Consider the following 14,667-nt stretch of genomic DNA (forward strand, 5'->3'; position numbering starts at 1 on the left):
AAGCGGTTGTTTGGCAAAGCGGTTGTTGGCGGGCGGTCGGCGCGGCTATCGTCGCGCCATCGTGAGATCTGGAGTTCCCATGCCCACCGTGACCGTCCGTCCGGCCGTCGAGGCCGATTGCCCGACCATCCTCCGCTTCGTCCGGGAACTGGCCGAGTTCGAAAACGAACCCCACGCCGTGAAGGCGAGCGAGGCGGACTTCCGGCGCGACGGCTGGGGCGAGCGTCCGGTGTTCGAGGCGCTGATCGCCGAACTGGACGGGGAGCCCGTCGGCTTCGCGCTGTGCTTCCGCAACTATTCCACCTGGGAAGGGCGGGCCGGCCTGTTCGTGGAGGATCTCTACGTCACCCCGGAAGCGCGGCGCTACGGCGTGGGCCGCAAGCTGCTGGCGACGGTGGCGAAACTGGCGGACGAGCGGGGCTGCCGCCGTGTCGACCTGAATGTGCTGCACTGGAACCCGGCGCGCGATTTCTATCTGCGCATCGGCTTCAAACAGATGGAGGAGTGGCTTCCCTACCGTCTCACCGGCGATGCGATCGCGGCACTGGCCGCGCAGGCGGATGAGGCTTGAGGGAGCGAAGGCGCTGTTCTGTTCCGGTGGGCTGACGGTCGGGGCTTGTCGATGGCCCCGACCTCATCGCCACCACTTCTGTACTTATGCCTGGGTCGTCCGGGACCCTCAGGCGGCCTTGGCCGGCATCGCGGCGTTCAGCAGATCCAGGTAGCCGGACCGCTCCTCGCGCAGGGTGGACAGCAGGTCGGCGAGGCTTTCGCGGACGAAGGGGTCGTTCTGGCCGTCGATCCGGTTCTGCGCCAGCTGGATGAACTCATCGACCAGGGCGATGTGAACGCGAGAGGACGAGGTAATCTGTTCGGTGGTGGTGGCGATCAGCATTTTAAAACTCCGTTTTGTCTTGTGTGTTCGTGATGTCTCTATTTGGCCATGTCCCGGTTAACGACTTACTAACGGGCCGTCTGCCGGGCTGGTGTCTTGAGGGGTAATCCCGCGACCGACAAATATAGGGGGAATTTATCCGTTTGGATTACCACTTGTCTTTAAACAAGTCGGTGCTTTTCTGAGGCTGTGAGACTTTTCAATGACTTCCGGCGAAGGTCGTAGCGACCGGACCGGCATAGGCGGGAGGGCAGCGGAGCCTTAACGGCGGCGTCCGCAAGCCTTAAGCCGCCGCGGCGGGGCGTTAACAGCCCGTTCCGCCGGGTGGCGTACATCCTTTGCGGGCGGCGTGCGCCGGGCGTAACCCCTCACGCGGCGCGCGGCAGACGGCCCGCGGCGCGGTCCATGCCATCGGCGCGCTCCAGCGCCTGGGCGACCAGATCGTCAAACAGGTCGTTGACCAAGGCCGACAGGCGCACCGGCGCGCCGCCAAGCTGCGGCCCTTCCATCAGCAGGGAGCCCTCTTCGCCGGGACCGAGCACACGCCAGCCCTTCGCCGTCATCTCGGCGACGCGGGTCTTGGCGATGAAGGCGCGGACATGATCCATGGCGATGTCGCTCATTCGATTCTCCCAGGGCTGGATGGGGTCAGCTGGAGGGGACGGCAGGGCCGGTCACGCAGAAACGGTAACGCAGGAAGCGGAACGCAACAAGAACAAATTCGGCCGGACCCTCGCCCAAAGGGGATTCCGCGTTGATTCCCCTTGCCCGGCGGGCGATTCGGGAAAAAATGCGCTGACCGGAACGATGTTCGAACCGACGAGGACCTGACCATGACCGGCAAGACCGGGATGCGCACCGAGACCGACAGCTTCGGACCGATCGAGGTTGCCGCCGACCGTTACTGGGGTGCCCAGACGCAGCGCTCGCTGCGCAACTTCCGCATTGGCGGGGAGCGCATGCCACCGGCGCTAGTGCGCGCGCTCGGCATCCAGAAGAAGGCGTCGGCGCTCGCCAACATGGCGCTGGAGGTGCTCGACCCCCGGCTGGGCCGCGCCATCGTCGAGGCGGCGGAGGAGGTGATCGACGGCACGCTGGCCGATCATTTCCCGCTGGTGGTCTGGCAGACCGGCTCCGGCACCCAGACCAACATGAACGCCAACGAGGTCATCTCCAACCGCGCCATCGAGGCGCTGGGCGGCGAGATGGGGTCGAAGAAGCCGGTCCACCCCAACGACCACGTCAACATGGGGCAGTCGTCCAACGACAGCTTCCCCACCGCCATGCACATCGCCGCGGCCGAACAGATCCACCACGAGCTTCTGCCGGCGCTGGAGCACCTGCACGCGGCGCTGGCGGCGAAGGCGGCGGAGTTCGCCGACATCGTGAAGATCGGGCGCACCCATCTCCAGGACGCCACGCCGCTGACCCTGGGGCAGGAGTTCTCCGGCTACGCGGCCCAGATCGCCTATGGGATCGAGCGGGTGAAGGCGTCGCTGCCGCAGCTCTACCGGCTGGCCCAGGGCGGCACGGCGGTGGGCACTGGCCTGAACGCCAAGGCCGGCTTCGCCGAAGCCTTCGCGGCGGAGGTGGCCTCCATCACCGGGCTGCCCTTCGTCACCGCCGAGAACAAGTTCGAGGCGCTGGCGACCCACGACGCGCTGGTCGACGCGCACGGCAGCCTGAACACGCTGGCGGTGTCGCTGATGAAGATCGCCAACGACATCCGCCTGCTCGGCTCCGGCCCGCGCTGCGGCATCGGGGAGATCGCTCTGCCGGAGAACGAGCCTGGCTCCTCCATCATGCCCGGCAAGGTGAACCCCACCCAGTCGGAGGCGATGACCATGGTCTGCGCCCAGGTGATGGGCAACCAGACCACCGTCAGCATCGCCGGCGCCACCGGCCATTTCGAGCTGAACGTCTTCAAGCCGGTGATCGCCTACAACGTGCTGCAGTCGATCCGGCTGCTGGCCGACGCCTGCAACAGCTTCACCGACAACGCCGTGGTCGGCATCGAGGCCAACCGCGAGCGCATCGGCCAGCTGCTGAACGAGAGCCTGATGCTGGTCACCGCGCTGAACCCGCACATCGGCTACGACAACGCGGCGAAGATCGCCAAGAAGGCCCACAAGGAGGGAACGACCCTGAAACAGGCCGGCGTGGCGCTGGGCCTGCTGACCGAGGAGCAGTTCGATCAGTGGGTCAAGCCGGAAACCATGGTGAAGCCCCGCTGACCGGGGCCGCGCGCCGTCCATGAAGAAGCGCTCCGTCCTCATCGCCGGGCACCCGACCAGCGTCTCCCTGGAAGAGGAATTCTGGGAGGCGCTGAAGGGTCTCGCCCAGGCGCGGGGGATGTCGGTCAACGCGCTGATCGAGGAGATCGATTCGACCCGCAGCGGCAACCTGTCGAGCGCGATCCGGGTCCATGTGCTGAACGCGGTGCAGGGGCGGGGGTAGGGGGCATCCCATAACCCCCGCCGGGGCGCCCCTGGACAGGCGGCGGGGGGACGGCTACACCCTTGCGCCGGACCGTCCCCTTCCCCCCGTGCCAGAGTGTCCGCCCGTGACGCCCGACATCACCGTCCTCGACACCGTCGCCTTCCTGTGGTTCCTCGCCTGCTGGGCGGGCTTTACGCTGATCCAGGACCACATGCTGGGCGGGCGCATGGTCGTCAACCAGCATCTGAAGAAGGTGCGCCGCCACTGGATGGAGCGGATGCTGGAGCGCGACAACCGCATCATGGATTCGCAGCTCGTCGGCCACACGATGCAGAGCTGCACCTTCTTCGCCAGCACGAACATGCTGGTGCTGGCCGGTCTGGTCGGCGCCTTCGGCGCGGTGGAGAACGCCCACAAGCTGGTCGGCACGCTGTCCTTCACGGTGCAGACCACGCGCGAGTTCTTCGAGTTGAAGATGCTGCTGCTCGTGGCGATCTTCACCTTCGGCTTCTTCAAATTCACCTGGGCGCTGCGCCAGTACAATTACTGCTGCGCCCTGATCGGCTCCGCCCCGCTGCCCCCGGTTCCGGCGGAAGAGAAGACGGCGATGGCGGACAGCATCGCCGCCGCCATGACGCTGGCCGTCAAGGCGCTCAACGGCGGCATGCGCGCCTATTACTTCGCCATGGCGGCGCTGGCCTGGATGCTCGGGCCCTGGTTCTTCATGGTGTCCACCGCGGCGGTCATCGTCGTCCTGACCCGCCGGCAGGGCTTCTCCGCGACGGAGAAGGTCATCCGCATACAGGCGGATGCGCTGGAGAAACGCAAACGGCCCTGATGCACGCTTTTGGCGAGAAAAATGTTAAAATGTTCTAAATCTGCGACGTTATGGCCAATACGCTGCAGTGCAAATTAGTGCTTTTGTCATAGCCGCCTGATGAACGCGTGCGGTGCAGCACGCCATGTTGAGGAGGTCGGCCATGGACATCGACACAGCGGTATCAGTCTTGAACTCGCTGGACGAGGCGGAACGGCTTCTGGCGGAGGTCCGGCTGCATCCGGGCGCCTGCGGCGCCGCCAAGGAGTTCATGGACCGCAACCGCGAGCTGCTCGATCAGGCCCGCCACTGCATCGATGCCGCGCACGAACTGGCCTGACTCTGGACAGGGCTGGCCGGTTCCCGCCGCACATCAGCCCTTCCTGAGGACCTTGCCGCCCGTGCCGGCCATCTTCGCCCAATCCTTGGCGAAATAGGCGAAGTCGCGGGACGGGCGGCTGTAGAGGTAACCCTGCGCCAGCGGCACCCCCAGCTCCGTCAGAAGCTGCGCGTGCTCCGGCTCCTCCACCTGCTCCCCGATCAGCCCGAGACCGAGCTGGCCGCACACGTCGACGATGGAACGCAGCATCGCCATGTCCCGCCCGTTGTTCACGGCGCCGCGGACGAAATGCCCGTCGATCTTGGCGAAATCCGCCTGGAGGCCGTAGAGCGACTGGAAGGACGTCGATCCGGCCCCGACATCGTCCAGGCAGATGCGGAAGCCGGCGGCGCGCAGCTTCTGCAGGACCTCGTTCAGCCGGGCGATGTCGGTGACCACGACGGTCTCCGTCACCTCGACCAGCAGCTTGCGGGCCAGCTCGCCATAGGGCTCGGTCACCGCCAGGAACTGGCGCAGGAAGATCGGGCTCATCAGCGTCTTGGCGGACAGGTTGATCGCCACGTCCGGCAGGGTCGGTTCCTTGCGGTGGGCGTGCATGGTGTCCAGCACCGACTGCGTCAGCAGCAGGTCGAAGTCGTAGATCAGCCCGACATCCTCGGCGAAGGTGATGAAGTCCGCCGGGGACGGCATGCCCTCCACCCGCGTCAGCGCCTCGAGATGGTGGACGGTGCGGGTTCCGATGTCGACGATCGGCTGGTAGACCACGAAGAAGTCGCGCTTCTCGATGGTCGCGCGCAGCCGGCCGATGCGGTCCACCGCGTCGGACAGCATGCGCTTGGCGCCGTCCTCCAGGCTGGAGATGGTGAACTCGCCGCCCTGCGCGGAGGCGAAGGCCTGCACCGTGTAGACCAGCGCGCGCGCCGCGTCGGCGGGGTCCAGCCGCTCGTCCGACACGTCCAGCGACCAGGTGCGGATGCCGCCGGGCAGCTCGCCGCCGACGCTCTGGATGATCTGGGTGATGTGGTCCTGCACCTCCTGGCCATCGATGTCGGAGGCGTGGACGATGCCGTAGCGGTCGGTGGCCAGTTGCCCGGCGCTGTCGCCGTTGGCGGAGATCGCCCGCAGATAGGCCTCGATCCCCTGCATCACCTCGCTCGCCGCCCCTTCGGGCAGGGCGTCCACCATCGATTGGAGCCCGTCGATCAGCAGCAGGGTCAGGGCGTTGTCCAGCCCCTTCTCCCGCGCCTTGAGGATGCGGTCCTCCAGGATGTGGCTGAAGGCGTTGCCATCCAGAAGCTGGCCGGCTGCGGCCAGCGCCTCGTTCGTGTTGCGCGGACCGGAGGCCAGCAACACGGTCAGGAACAGCGACCCCGGGCAGGAGTCGAGCCGGCAACCGCCGAGCAGCGCCGGGAAGCGGTTGCCGTCGCAGCCCTGGAAGACGACGCGCGCCGGCTTGATGCGGCCCTTGTCCTGGATGCGCTTGAACAGGACGGTCACATATTTGCGGTCGTTGGGCGCCACGACGTCGAGCAGGCTGCTGCCGACCAGGCCGCCGACGTCGCCTTCGGTGAGGCGGCAGCGCGCGCCCGCGCTGAACAGGATGGTGCCCTTCGCGTCGGTCTCGATCAGCAGGTCGGCCGCGGCGAAGGCGAAGCCGACGAAGCGGTCGCGCTCGCGGTGCGACGGGCGCCGGACCTGCGTGTTGGTCTGCGGCACCGGGCGTCTGATCGAGTCGTGCGCAAGCTGCATCGGCAATAGCCCGAAATTGAGAAAAAGTTTATCGAATTTCGTTCATTCATTGAGTGGAGACTAGCGATGTTCCCGCCTCGAAAAAAGCGGCAAGATTCCCCCCGGAATTTCGAGCAAAATTCCGAAAACTAGAATTTTCAATGATTTAAAGAGAAATACGATTCTGACCGCGCCGGATTATCGCACCCGGCGCGCGAAAAAAAACAGCGGCGGGCCGCTCCGGATCAGGAAACGGCCCGCCGCTGCGGTCAAATGAGGGGAAACGACCGGGTTGGTCAGGAGCGGGGACGGAGCCTCGTCACATGGCCCATCTTGCGCCCGGGACGGGATTCGGCCTTTCCGTAGAGGTGCAGGCGGGCGCCCGGCTCGGCCATCAGCGCCGGCCAGCGGTCCGCGTCGGCGCCGATCAGGTTCTCCATCTCGGCATCCGCCACCCGCTCCACCGAGCCGAGCGGCAGGCCGCAGACGGCGCGGACGAGCTGCTCGAACTGGCAGGAATGGCAGGCGTCCATGGTCCAGTGGCCGGAGTTGTGCGGGCGCGGCGCCATCTCGTTGACCAGCACGCCGCCGTCCGGCGTCACGAACATCTCCACCGCCAGCACGCCGACGAGGTCGAGCGCCTCGGCGATGCGGCGGGCGACCCGCTCGGCCTCCGCCGCCGTCTCCGCCGGAACGCGGGCCGGTGCGATGGTCTTGTCGAGGATGCCGTCCTTGTGCCGGTTCTCCACGGCGGGGTAGGCGGCCATGCTGCCGTCGAGCCCGCGCGCGACGATCACCGACACCTCGCAGCTGAAGGAGACGAAGCCCTCCACGATGCCGGCGTCGGAGCCGATGGCCGCCCAGGCCTCCGCCGGGTCGCTGCCCGGCTCGATCCGCGCCTGCCCCTTGCCGTCGTAGCCGAGGCGGGTGGATTTCAGGATGCAGCGCGGGCCGATCTCCGCCACCGCCGCCGCCACCTCGTCGGCGCTGCGGGCGGCGCGCCAGGGCGCGGTGCCGATGCCCAGCGCGTTGACGAAGGACTTCTCCTCCACCCGGTCCTGGGCGACCGACAGGACCCTGCCGCCGGGGTGGACGGGCGTGAAGCGGTTCAGATGCTCAACCACGGCGACCGGGACGTTTTCCCATTCCAGGGTCACCACGTCGACGGAGCGGGCGAAGGCCTCCAGCGCGTCGAGGTCGTCCCAGCCGGCCGAGGTGACGGCCGCGGCGACCTGGGCGCCGGGGCTGCCCTGCGATCCCGGCGCGTAGACGTGCGTCTTGTAGCCCAGACGGGCGGCGGCGAGCGCGGTCATGCGGCCGAGCTGGCCGTCGCCCAGCATGCCGATGGTCGAGCCGGGCGGAAGGATGCGGTGGGCCATGGTTCAGGCGGGCTCGTCGACGGGGGCTTCGGCGACGGCGGCGGTCTGGCGGGCGCGCCAGGCGTCCAGCGCTTCCGCGACCGCCGGGTCCATCAGGGCAATGACCGACCCGGCGAGCAAGGCGGCGTTGATGGCCCCGGCCTTGCCGATGGCCAGCGTGCCCACCGGAACGCCGCCGGGCATCTGGACGATCGACAGCAGGCTGTCCATGCCCTTCAGCGCATGGCTTTCCACCGGGACGCCGAAGACGGGCAGGGGGGTCATGGAGGCCGCCATGCCCGGCAGGTGGGCGGCGCCGCCGGCCCCGGCGATGACCACCTTCAGGCCGCGCTCACGGGCGGTGGTGGCGTAGTCGACGAGGCGCTGCGGGGTGCGGTGGGCGGAGACGATCCGGACCTCGTGCGGGACGCCGAGCGCGGTCAGCGTCTCGGCGGCGTGCTTCATGGTGGTCCAGTCCGACTGGCTGCCCATGATGATGCCGACCAGCGGCTTGCGGTCGGTGGTGGCGGCGATGGATGCGGACACGGCGCGCGCTTTCCTCTAGGTCCGGAAAGCGGCGCATTATAGAAAACGCGCGTGCGGAGTCCAGCGCGACGCGCGGCACTTCGCCGTGTTCGCGCCGAAAAGCCGCGTCAGGCGATGATGTCAGGCAGCATGCGGCTTTCCAGAACGGCGATCTGGTCCTTGAGCGCAAGTTTGCGCTTCTTCAGACGTTGCATCTGAAGCTGGTCGAACGGCGCACGTTCGTGCAGTCGGGCGATCACGTCGTCGAGGTCGCGATGCTCGCTGCGAAGCGTGGCCAGTTTTTCCTTCAGCATCTCTTGTTCGTTCATACGCACGGGGCCCGCTGGCTGAGCGGCGGGGACTATACCAGATTTCCGGCGCAACGGCAGTGCGAAACCACGCATTCTTCGCAGGGTTATAATCCGGTCGCCGGAATGTAATATAGTCGGAGGACCAGAACCATTGCGGTGGAGCAACGTTCTGGTATGACTACCTTTCGCAGCGGTTCCAGACGACACGGGACAGTCATCCATGACAGCAGGCAAGCGCATCGGCATTCTCACCAGCGGCGGCGACTGTGCCGGGCTGAACGCGGTCATCCGCGCGGTGGTCCACCGGGCCGTCCTGACCTACGGCTGGCAGGTCCTGGGCATCAAGGAAGGCACCCAGGGGCTGCTGCAGCGCCCGGTGCAGTACCAGGTGCTCGACCTGCCGCAGGTTGACGGCAACATGATGCGCATGGGCGGCACGATCCTCGGCACGACCAACCGCGGCGACCCCTTCGCCTACCCGATGGCCGACGGCACGCAGAAGGACCGGTCGGACGAGATCATCGGCGGCTACCGCGAGCTGGGGCTGGACGCGCTGATCGGCATCGGCGGCGACGGCAGCTTCGCCATCCTGAAGAAGCTGGCCGACAAGGGCGGCTTCCAGATGGTCGGCATCCCCAAGACCATCGACAACGACCTCGGCCTGACCGAGGTGTCGGTCGGCTACGATACCGCCGTCGGCGTGGCGGTCGAGGCGCTCGACCGGCTCCAGCCGACCGCGGCCAGCCACGCCCGCGTCATGGTGCTGGAGGTGATGGGCCGCGACGCCGGCCACATCGCGCTGGCCGCGGGCATCGCCGGCGGCGCCGACGTGGTGCTGATCCCCGAGATCGCCTATTCCATCGAGAAGATCGCCCAGAAGATCAAGCAGGTGCGCTCGACGGGCCGCAACTTCGCGCTGGTCGTGGTGTCGGAGGCGGTGAAGACCGTGGACGGCACCGGCGTGCAGAAGCTGTTCCAGGGCGGCCAGAAGCGCTACGGCGGCATCGGCGACTACATCGGCGAGAAGATCGCCGAGGCGACAGGGGCGGAGACCCGCGTCACCGTCCTGGGCCACGTCCAGCGTGGCAGCATGCCCAGCCCGCGCGACCGTCTGGTCGCCTCGGCCTTCGGCGTGCACGCCGTGGACCTGATCGCCGAGGGCAAGTTCGACCGCATGGTCGCCTGGTCGGACCGCGGCGTCATCGACGTGCCGATCACCGAGGCCATTGCGAAGTACGCCTGCGTGGAGCTGGACGGCGCCATGGTCAAGACCGCCCGCGGTCTGGGCATCAGCCTGGGCGACTGAGCCGGGGGCTTGGCGGGGAGGCGGGCAGGGCCATGTCAGAGAACCCGTTCTGGGACTTCTCGCTCACCGTCTACGGACGGCCGGGCGTGCCCGCCGCCTGCCTCGACCTTCAGGACCGGCTCGGCCAGGACGTGAACGTCCTGCTGTTCGCCGCCTGGGCGGGCATGGCCTGCAACGCCGACCTGCCGGCGGAGGAGCTGGGGGGGATCGACCGCGCGGTCGCCCCCTGGCGGGACGAGGTGGTCCGCCCGCTGCGCGCCGTCCGCCGCCGGGCGAAGGGCGAGGACGACACCCTCTACAAGCGTTTGAAGGCGGCGGAGCTGGAGGCGGAGCGCGTCCAGCAGGATCGCCTGTTCGCCCTGTCCGGGCTTACCCCCGCGCCGGGTGGCACCGTCGCCCTGGCCGCCGCCAACCTCTACCGGCTGGTTCCGGAGGGCGACCCGGCGGTTATGGCGCTGCTGGCGGCGCTCGCCACGTCGCCGGAGCCATGACGGAGCCGGTGCGATGACGACTGCGCCCGTCCTCACCTCGCCCCGGTTGATCCTGCGCCCCTGGCGCGACAGGGACGGCGACGCCTTTCATACGCTGTCGCAGAATCCCGTGGTGATGGAGCATCTGCTGCCGCTTCCCGACCGGCAGGCCAGCGACGCGGTGATCCGGCGCATCGGCGAGCATTTCGACCGGCACGGCTTCGGTTTCTGGGCGGTGGAGCGGCCCGGACACAGCCCCTTCATCGGCTTCGTTGGACTGGCCCGCGTGACGTGGGAGGCGCCCTTCGCCCCCGCGGTGGAGGTGGGGTGGCGGCTCGACCCGGCCCATTGGGGGCAGGGGCTGGCCACCGAGGCCGCCGGGCTGGCGCTGGTCCACGGGTTCGGCGTGGTCGGTCTCGACGAGATCGTGGCCTTCACCGTGCCGGAGAACCGGCGGTCGCGGCGCGTGATGGAACGGCTGGGAATGGAGCGCGACCCGGCGGCCGACTTCGACCACCCACGGGTTCCCGACGGCCACCGGCTGAAGCGGCACGTCCTCTACCGGATCGGGCGCGACCGCTGGCGGGCGGGAATGAAAGGGGGAGTCAGCGGACCAGGATGAGGCTGTTGTGGTCGCCCGTCTCGTCGGACACCTGGAAGGGCTTGCCGACATAGAAGGCTTGGCAGCGCTTGCCGCCGGACAGGCGGGTCAGCCCGGCTTCCCACTCCTGCCCGCGCGGCCCGAGGATGCGGAGTTTCAACTGGTCGAGCAGCGGGTAGATCTGATAGCCCTCAAGGTCCAGCGGCTCGCCCTTGGCCGAGAAGGCCTCCTGGTTCAGCGTGAGCGTCTTGCCGTTGAGGTCCAGCTTGACGTCCTGCGCCCACGGGCATCCACCGCCTGCGGGCTTCTCGTTGGCGGCGGCGGGCTCAACGGTCAGAACCGCCGGGACGATGGCGCAGGTCAGGGCGAGCGCGCAGATGTTCAACGTGCTTTTCATCGGCAATGTGCTTTTCATAGACGGAACGCGGCCCTCGCGCTGAATACCCCGGTATGATCCAGGGCATGGGTGCAGCATAAGTTTTACAAAAGTGAAATGCAACGCGGGGCTCCTCGTGGGTGGGTTGCGGGAACGGCAGGCCTTGTGACAAATCAGGCAACGGGTCCGCCCGTTTCGTCGGCTTCCAGTACCCCTTCCACCATCAGGCACGTCCCATGGCGACGATCATCGAGGCCCTTCTGGCCGCCATCGACCATCATCAGGCGGGCCGTCTAGCCGAGGCGGCGACGCTCTACGGCCGGATTCTGGAGGCCGATCCGGAGCAGCCCGACGCCGCCCAGTTCCTGGGCGTGCTCCACGCACAGACGGGCCGCCCGGCAGACGGGGCGCGGCTGCTGCGCCGGGCGCTGGCGCTGCGCCCCGACTCGGCGGGCGGGCATTCCAACCTCGCCGGCGCGCGTCAGACCATGGGCGACGCGGCGGGGGCGGAGGCCGGTTACGCCCGTGCCCTGCGGCTGGACCCGCTGCTCGCCGACGCCCACGCCAGCCGGGCCGGCGCCCTGCGCGACCTGAATCGCGTGCCGGAGGCCGCCCGTTCGGCGCAACGGGCGCTGGCGCTGCTCCCGGCCTCGGCCGATGCCCTGGTGAATCTCGCCGAAACGGCCCTGGCCGGGCGGCGGGGAGAGGAGGCGGAGCGGGCGGCCCGCCGCGCCGTCACGCTGGCGCCTGGATCGCCGGCGGCCCGGATGATGCTCGGCTCCGCCTGCGCGGCGCTCAAGCGCTGGGACGAAGCGGAAGCCGCCTACCGCGCGGCGCTGGACCGCGCCCCCGACTACGGCGCGGCCTGGGGCAATCTTGGATCGCTGCTGGCCGGGCTGGGCCGCTTCGAGGAGGCGCTGGCGGCCTTCGCCGCGGCCGGGGAGCGTGGCTTCTCCGGTCCGTCCTTGTGGTCGGCGCGCGGCAACGCGCGGCTCGCCATGGCCCGGCCGGTGGATGCCCTCGCCGACTTCGACCGGCTGCTGGAGGTCCGCCCCGGCGACGCCGGAATGCGCTGGAACCGCGGCTTCGCCCGGCTGCTGGCCGGCGACTGCGAGGGCGGCTGGCCGGAGTTCGACTGGCGCCGCCACGACGCGCGGGCGGAACCGCCCTGGCGCCGCTTCGCCCAGCCCACCTGGACCGGCGGCGACCTCGCCGGGCGCACCATCCTGCTCTACGCCGAGCAGGGGTTGGGCGACACGCTGCAATTCGTCCGCTACGTCCCGCTGGTGGCGGCGCGCGGCGCGCGGGTGATTTTGGAGGTTCAGCCGCCCTTGATGAGCGTCCTGTCGGGCCTGCCGGGGGTGGAGCGGCTGATCGCCCGCGGCGATCCCTTGCCGGGCTTCGATCTGGAATGCCCACTGATGAGTCTGCCGCGCGCCTTCGGCACCCGATTGGATTCCGTGCCCGCCGCCGTCCCCTATCTGCATCCCGACCCGCAACGCGCCGCCGCCTGGAGCGCGCGGCTGGCGGACGGGCAGGGGCTGCGGGTCGGGCTGGTCTGGGCGGGCAACCCGCGCTTTCCCGGCGACGCGCTGCGCTCGCCCCGGCTGGCCGGCCTGCGGTCCGTTCTGGACGTGCCGGGCTTGCGGTTCTTCGGGCTTCAGAAAGGGCCGGGGCGGGAGGATCTGGAGCGGGTGCCGATGCCCTCGTCCTTCACCGACCTGGGGCCGGAGATCGCCGATTTCGCCGACACCGCGGCGGTCATGGCCAACCTCGACCTCGTGATCTCCTCCTGCACCGGGCCGGCGCATCTGGCCGGGGCGCTCGGGGTGCCGGTCTGGGTGGTGCTGCCGCTGTCGCCGGATTGGCGCTGGCTGCTGGGGCGGGAGGACAGCCCCTGGTACCCCACCGCCCGCCTGTTCCGCCAGACGCGGGTCGGCGACTGGGCGGAGGTCGCCGGGCGCGTCGCCGACGCGCTGCGCGCCGCGGCTCTTACGACTTGAGCGTGATCGTCGTCTGGGTCATCTCGTCGGCGGTGGACACCAGCTTGGAGGCGGCGGAGTAGGTGCGCTGCGCCTGGATCAGCGTGGTGAACTGCTCCTCGATCTTGACGTTGGAGCCCTCGACGCTGGCCGTGTTCAGCGACGCCCCGACGGTCTTCGGCGCGCTGGTGCCGGTCTCGCTGGTCAGATTGCCGAAGGAGTTCAGGCGGATGGCGCCCGAATTGGCGGTGGTCCGGAACATGGTGCCGGACACGCTTTCCAGGTCGGTCGGGTTGACCACCGTCGCGTCGGGGATGCGGTAGACGTAGCGCTGCTTTCCGCCCTGGAAGTTCGCGGCGACGAAGCCATCCGCGGTCAGCTCCGCCCCCTGATAGGTGCCGGCCCGGATGCCGTTGTTGCCCTGGACGATGCCCAGATCCATGCCGGCGATGCTGGTGATGGAGTTGCTCATCTTCCCGTAGGCCCCGAGATCCAGCGTCGTCTGGGCGAAGTTGCCGCCGGGATTCAGGGTCAGGGTCACCGGGGTGCCGGTGGGGCCGCCGGTCAGGGTGCCGTTGCGGGCGAAGTTCAGCGTGCCGAGCGATGTCCAGGTGGTGGGGTCGTTCACGTTGCCGTTGCCCACCGGCTTGCCGTCGGCGCCGACGACCCCGGCGTTGAAGACCTGCCACGTCGAGGTGCCGTCCTCCGCCTGCCCGGTCTTCACGAAGCGCAGCGCCATCGCCCCGTCGGCGCCGTTCTTGTCCACCATGTTCAGAACGACGCCGGTCGTGTTCGCCGTGGTGATCTCGCCGGTCACCGGGGCCTGGTCGTAGGGCAGGTTGAGGTTCAGCGACGCCTGGGTCGAGGCTTCGCGGTAATCCTGCAACCCGCTCAGCGAGACCGGGGTCATGCTGCTGAGGCTGCCGAAGGAGCCGGTGCCGCTGGCGGGGTCGAGCTTGAAGCCCATCAGCGCCTTGCCGGCGCCGTTCACCAGACGGCCTTCCTTGTCGGGGGAAAAGTCGCCCGACCGCGTCAGGAAGACCGAATCGTCGCTGGTCTGGGTGGTGGTCGCGGTCGTGCCGGCCTGGAAGTCCATATCCTGGACGACGAAGAAGCCGTTGCCGACGATGGCCGCGTTGGTGGTGACGTCGGTCCGGGTGACGGTGCCGCCGCTGTGGTCCAACCGCTCGAAGGCGCGCACGCCGTTGCCGGGGTCCTTGTTGCCGGTGCGGTCGCTCAGCACGAAGTCGGAGAACTGCGTCTCCGACGCCTTGAAGCCGGACGTGGAGGCGTTCGCGATGTTGTTCGAAATGGTGCCCAGGGCGCGGTTCTGCGCCGTCAGCCCGAGAACGCCATTGTTGAAGATCGTGGTGATGCCCATGGTCCGGCCGCCTCATTCCCGTCCGTGCGCGTCCGCCGGAACGCGCCGAACAGGAGGTTGCAACCGTCGTGCCAAAAGGCGGGGAAGGCATTTGCCCGGGCCGCAGGGCGAAGGGATGGGCAGAAATTTCCCGGCGAA

Annotated in this window: 17 protein-coding genes; 9 read left to right on the forward strand and 8 right to left on the reverse strand. The window is 68.6% G+C overall.

Annotation, left to right across the window (positions count from 1 at the left end; translation table 11 throughout):
- Nucleotides 1–79: 79 nt before the first annotated feature.
- Nucleotides 80–571 (forward strand): GNAT family N-acetyltransferase, encoded by a 492-nt coding sequence (locus D3869_RS11960; RefSeq protein ID WP_114861139.1) that lies wholly within the window; start codon nt 80–82, stop codon nt 569–571.
- A gap of 108 nt (nt 572–679) precedes the next feature.
- Here the strand turns inward: D3869_RS11960 and D3869_RS11965 are convergent, their stop codons facing one another.
- Together D3869_RS11965 and D3869_RS11970 are read right to left on the reverse strand one after the other, a co-directional pair.
- Nucleotides 680–895 (reverse strand): hypothetical protein, encoded by a 216-nt coding sequence (locus D3869_RS11965; RefSeq protein WP_114861140.1) that lies wholly within the window; start codon nt 893–895, stop codon nt 680–682.
- 368 nt (nt 896–1,263) lie between these two features.
- Complete coding sequence (locus tag D3869_RS11970) at nt 1,264–1,518, reverse strand: hypothetical protein (protein ID WP_137140223.1); 255 nt, start codon at nt 1,516–1,518, stop codon at nt 1,264–1,266.
- A gap of 210 nt (nt 1,519–1,728) precedes the next feature.
- On the opposite strand from D3869_RS11970, the gene fumC reads away from it, so the two are divergent.
- The 4 genes from fumC (at nt 1,729) to D3869_RS33075 (ending at nt 4,491) form a co-directional block, all read left to right on the forward strand.
- Nucleotides 1,729–3,129, forward strand: a complete 1,401-nt coding sequence (gene fumC, locus D3869_RS11975; protein WP_137140224.1) for a class II fumarate hydratase — start codon at nt 1,729–1,731, stop codon at nt 3,127–3,129.
- Between the two features lie 19 nt (nt 3,130–3,148).
- Nucleotides 3,149–3,352: a ribbon-helix-helix domain-containing protein gene (locus D3869_RS11980; RefSeq protein ID WP_014239903.1), complete on the forward strand. Its 204-nt coding sequence runs from the start codon at nt 3,149–3,151 to the stop codon at nt 3,350–3,352.
- A gap of 106 nt (nt 3,353–3,458) precedes the next feature.
- Nucleotides 3,459–4,172, forward strand: a complete 714-nt coding sequence (locus D3869_RS11985) for a DUF599 domain-containing protein (RefSeq protein ID WP_137140225.1) — start codon at nt 3,459–3,461, stop codon at nt 4,170–4,172.
- A gap of 142 nt (nt 4,173–4,314) precedes the next feature.
- Complete coding sequence (locus tag D3869_RS33075) at nt 4,315–4,491, forward strand: hypothetical protein (protein WP_155903422.1); 177 nt, start codon at nt 4,315–4,317, stop codon at nt 4,489–4,491.
- Between the two features lie 33 nt (nt 4,492–4,524).
- Here D3869_RS33075 and D3869_RS11990 read toward each other — a convergent pair whose 3' ends face one another.
- From D3869_RS11990 to D3869_RS12005, 4 genes are all read right to left on the reverse strand, one after another.
- Nucleotides 4,525–6,240 carry an EAL domain-containing protein gene (locus D3869_RS11990; RefSeq protein WP_247895633.1) on the reverse strand — a complete coding sequence of 572 codons (1,716 nt, stop codon included), beginning with the start codon at nt 6,238–6,240 and terminating at the stop codon, nt 4,525–4,527.
- Nucleotides 6,241–6,515: 275 nt separating this feature from the next.
- A complete protein-coding gene (locus tag D3869_RS11995) occupies nt 6,516–7,598 on the reverse strand; it encodes a 5-(carboxyamino)imidazole ribonucleotide synthase (protein ID WP_137140226.1) in 1,083 nt (360 codons plus the stop codon).
- 3 nt (nt 7,599–7,601) lie between these two features.
- Complete coding sequence (gene purE / locus D3869_RS12000; protein WP_137140636.1) at nt 7,602–8,069, reverse strand: 5-(carboxyamino)imidazole ribonucleotide mutase; 468 nt, start codon at nt 8,067–8,069, stop codon at nt 7,602–7,604.
- A 161-nt stretch (nt 8,070–8,230) separates the two neighbouring features.
- Nucleotides 8,231–8,416, reverse strand: coding sequence for a YdcH family protein (locus tag D3869_RS12005; RefSeq protein ID WP_432613402.1), 186 nt, complete (start codon nt 8,414–8,416; stop codon nt 8,231–8,233).
- A gap of 217 nt (nt 8,417–8,633) precedes the next feature.
- Between D3869_RS12005 and D3869_RS12010 the strand changes: the two genes are divergently transcribed.
- The 3 genes from D3869_RS12010 to D3869_RS12020 are packed head-to-tail and all read left to right on the forward strand — an operon-like array spanning nt 8,634 to nt 10,811.
- On the forward strand, nt 8,634–9,719 hold the full coding sequence (locus D3869_RS12010) for an ATP-dependent 6-phosphofructokinase (protein WP_014239910.1): 1,086 nt from the start codon (nt 8,634–8,636) through the stop codon (nt 9,717–9,719).
- 32 nt (nt 9,720–9,751) lie between these two features.
- Nucleotides 9,752–10,210 (forward strand): TIGR02444 family protein, encoded by a 459-nt coding sequence (locus D3869_RS12015; RefSeq protein WP_137140227.1) that lies wholly within the window; start codon nt 9,752–9,754, stop codon nt 10,208–10,210.
- A 13-nt stretch (nt 10,211–10,223) separates the two neighbouring features.
- Complete coding sequence (locus tag D3869_RS12020; protein WP_137140228.1) at nt 10,224–10,811, forward strand: GNAT family N-acetyltransferase; 588 nt, start codon at nt 10,224–10,226, stop codon at nt 10,809–10,811.
- On the opposite strand, the gene D3869_RS12025 is transcribed toward D3869_RS12020, so the two are convergent.
- Nucleotides 10,795–11,187 (reverse strand): hypothetical protein, encoded by a 393-nt coding sequence (locus D3869_RS12025; protein ID WP_137140229.1) that lies wholly within the window; start codon nt 11,185–11,187, stop codon nt 10,795–10,797. The genes D3869_RS12020 and D3869_RS12025 overlap by 17 nt on opposite strands.
- A 215-nt stretch (nt 11,188–11,402) precedes the next feature.
- Between D3869_RS12025 and D3869_RS12030 the strand changes: the two genes are divergently transcribed.
- The gene (locus D3869_RS12030) at nt 11,403–13,169 is read left to right on the forward strand and encodes a tetratricopeptide repeat protein (protein ID WP_137140230.1); all 1,767 of its coding nucleotides are present in this window, start codon (nt 11,403–11,405) and stop codon (nt 13,167–13,169) included.
- On the opposite strand, the gene D3869_RS12035 is transcribed toward D3869_RS12030, so the two are convergent.
- Nucleotides 13,159–14,529 carry a flagellar hook protein FlgE gene (locus tag D3869_RS12035; RefSeq protein WP_137140231.1) on the reverse strand — a complete coding sequence of 457 codons (1,371 nt, stop codon included), beginning with the start codon at nt 14,527–14,529 and terminating at the stop codon, nt 13,159–13,161. The genes D3869_RS12030 and D3869_RS12035 overlap by 11 nt on opposite strands.
- Between the last annotated feature and the right edge of the window lie 138 nt (nt 14,530–14,667).

It is taken from the genome of Azospirillum brasilense (assembly GCF_005222205.1).
Lineage (GTDB): Bacteria > Pseudomonadota > Alphaproteobacteria > Azospirillales > Azospirillaceae > Azospirillum > Azospirillum brasilense_G.

Coding starts and splice junctions, on each gene's coding strand:
- D3869_RS11960 (WP_114861139.1), top strand. CDS start 80: ATGCCCACCGTGACCGTCCGTCCGGCCGTCGAGGCCGATTGCCCGACC.
- D3869_RS11965 (WP_114861140.1), bottom strand. CDS start 895: ATGCTGATCGCCACCACCACCGAACAGATTACCTCGTCCTCTCGCGTT.
- D3869_RS11970 (WP_137140223.1), bottom strand. CDS start 1,518: ATGAGCGACATCGCCATGGATCATGTCCGCGCCTTCATCGCCAAGACC.
- fumC (WP_137140224.1), top strand. CDS start 1,729: ATGACCGGCAAGACCGGGATGCGCACCGAGACCGACAGCTTCGGACCG.
- D3869_RS11980 (WP_014239903.1), top strand. CDS start 3,149: ATGAAGAAGCGCTCCGTCCTCATCGCCGGGCACCCGACCAGCGTCTCC.
- D3869_RS33075 (WP_155903422.1), top strand. CDS start 4,315: ATGGACATCGACACAGCGGTATCAGTCTTGAACTCGCTGGACGAGGCG.
- D3869_RS11990 (WP_247895633.1), bottom strand. CDS start 6,240: ATGCAGCTTGCGCACGACTCGATCAGACGCCCGGTGCCGCAGACCAAC.
- D3869_RS11995 (WP_137140226.1), bottom strand. CDS start 7,598: ATGGCCCACCGCATCCTTCCGCCCGGCTCGACCATCGGCATGCTGGGC.
- purE (WP_137140636.1), bottom strand. CDS start 8,069: ATGGGCAGCCAGTCGGACTGGACCACCATGAAGCACGCCGCCGAGACG.
- D3869_RS12005 (WP_432613402.1), bottom strand. CDS start 8,416: ATGCTGAAGGAAAAACTGGCCACGCTTCGCAGCGAGCATCGCGACCTC.
- D3869_RS12010 (WP_014239910.1), top strand. CDS start 8,634: ATGACAGCAGGCAAGCGCATCGGCATTCTCACCAGCGGCGGCGACTGT.
- D3869_RS12015 (WP_137140227.1), top strand. CDS start 9,752: ATGTCAGAGAACCCGTTCTGGGACTTCTCGCTCACCGTCTACGGACGG.
- D3869_RS12020 (WP_137140228.1), top strand. CDS start 10,224: ATGACGACTGCGCCCGTCCTCACCTCGCCCCGGTTGATCCTGCGCCCC.
- D3869_RS12025 (WP_137140229.1), bottom strand. CDS start 11,187: ATGAAAAGCACGTTGAACATCTGCGCGCTCGCCCTGACCTGCGCCATC.
- D3869_RS12030 (WP_137140230.1), top strand. CDS start 11,403: ATGGCGACGATCATCGAGGCCCTTCTGGCCGCCATCGACCATCATCAG.
- D3869_RS12035 (WP_137140231.1), bottom strand. CDS start 14,529: ATGGGCATCACCACGATCTTCAACAATGGCGTTCTCGGGCTGACGGCG.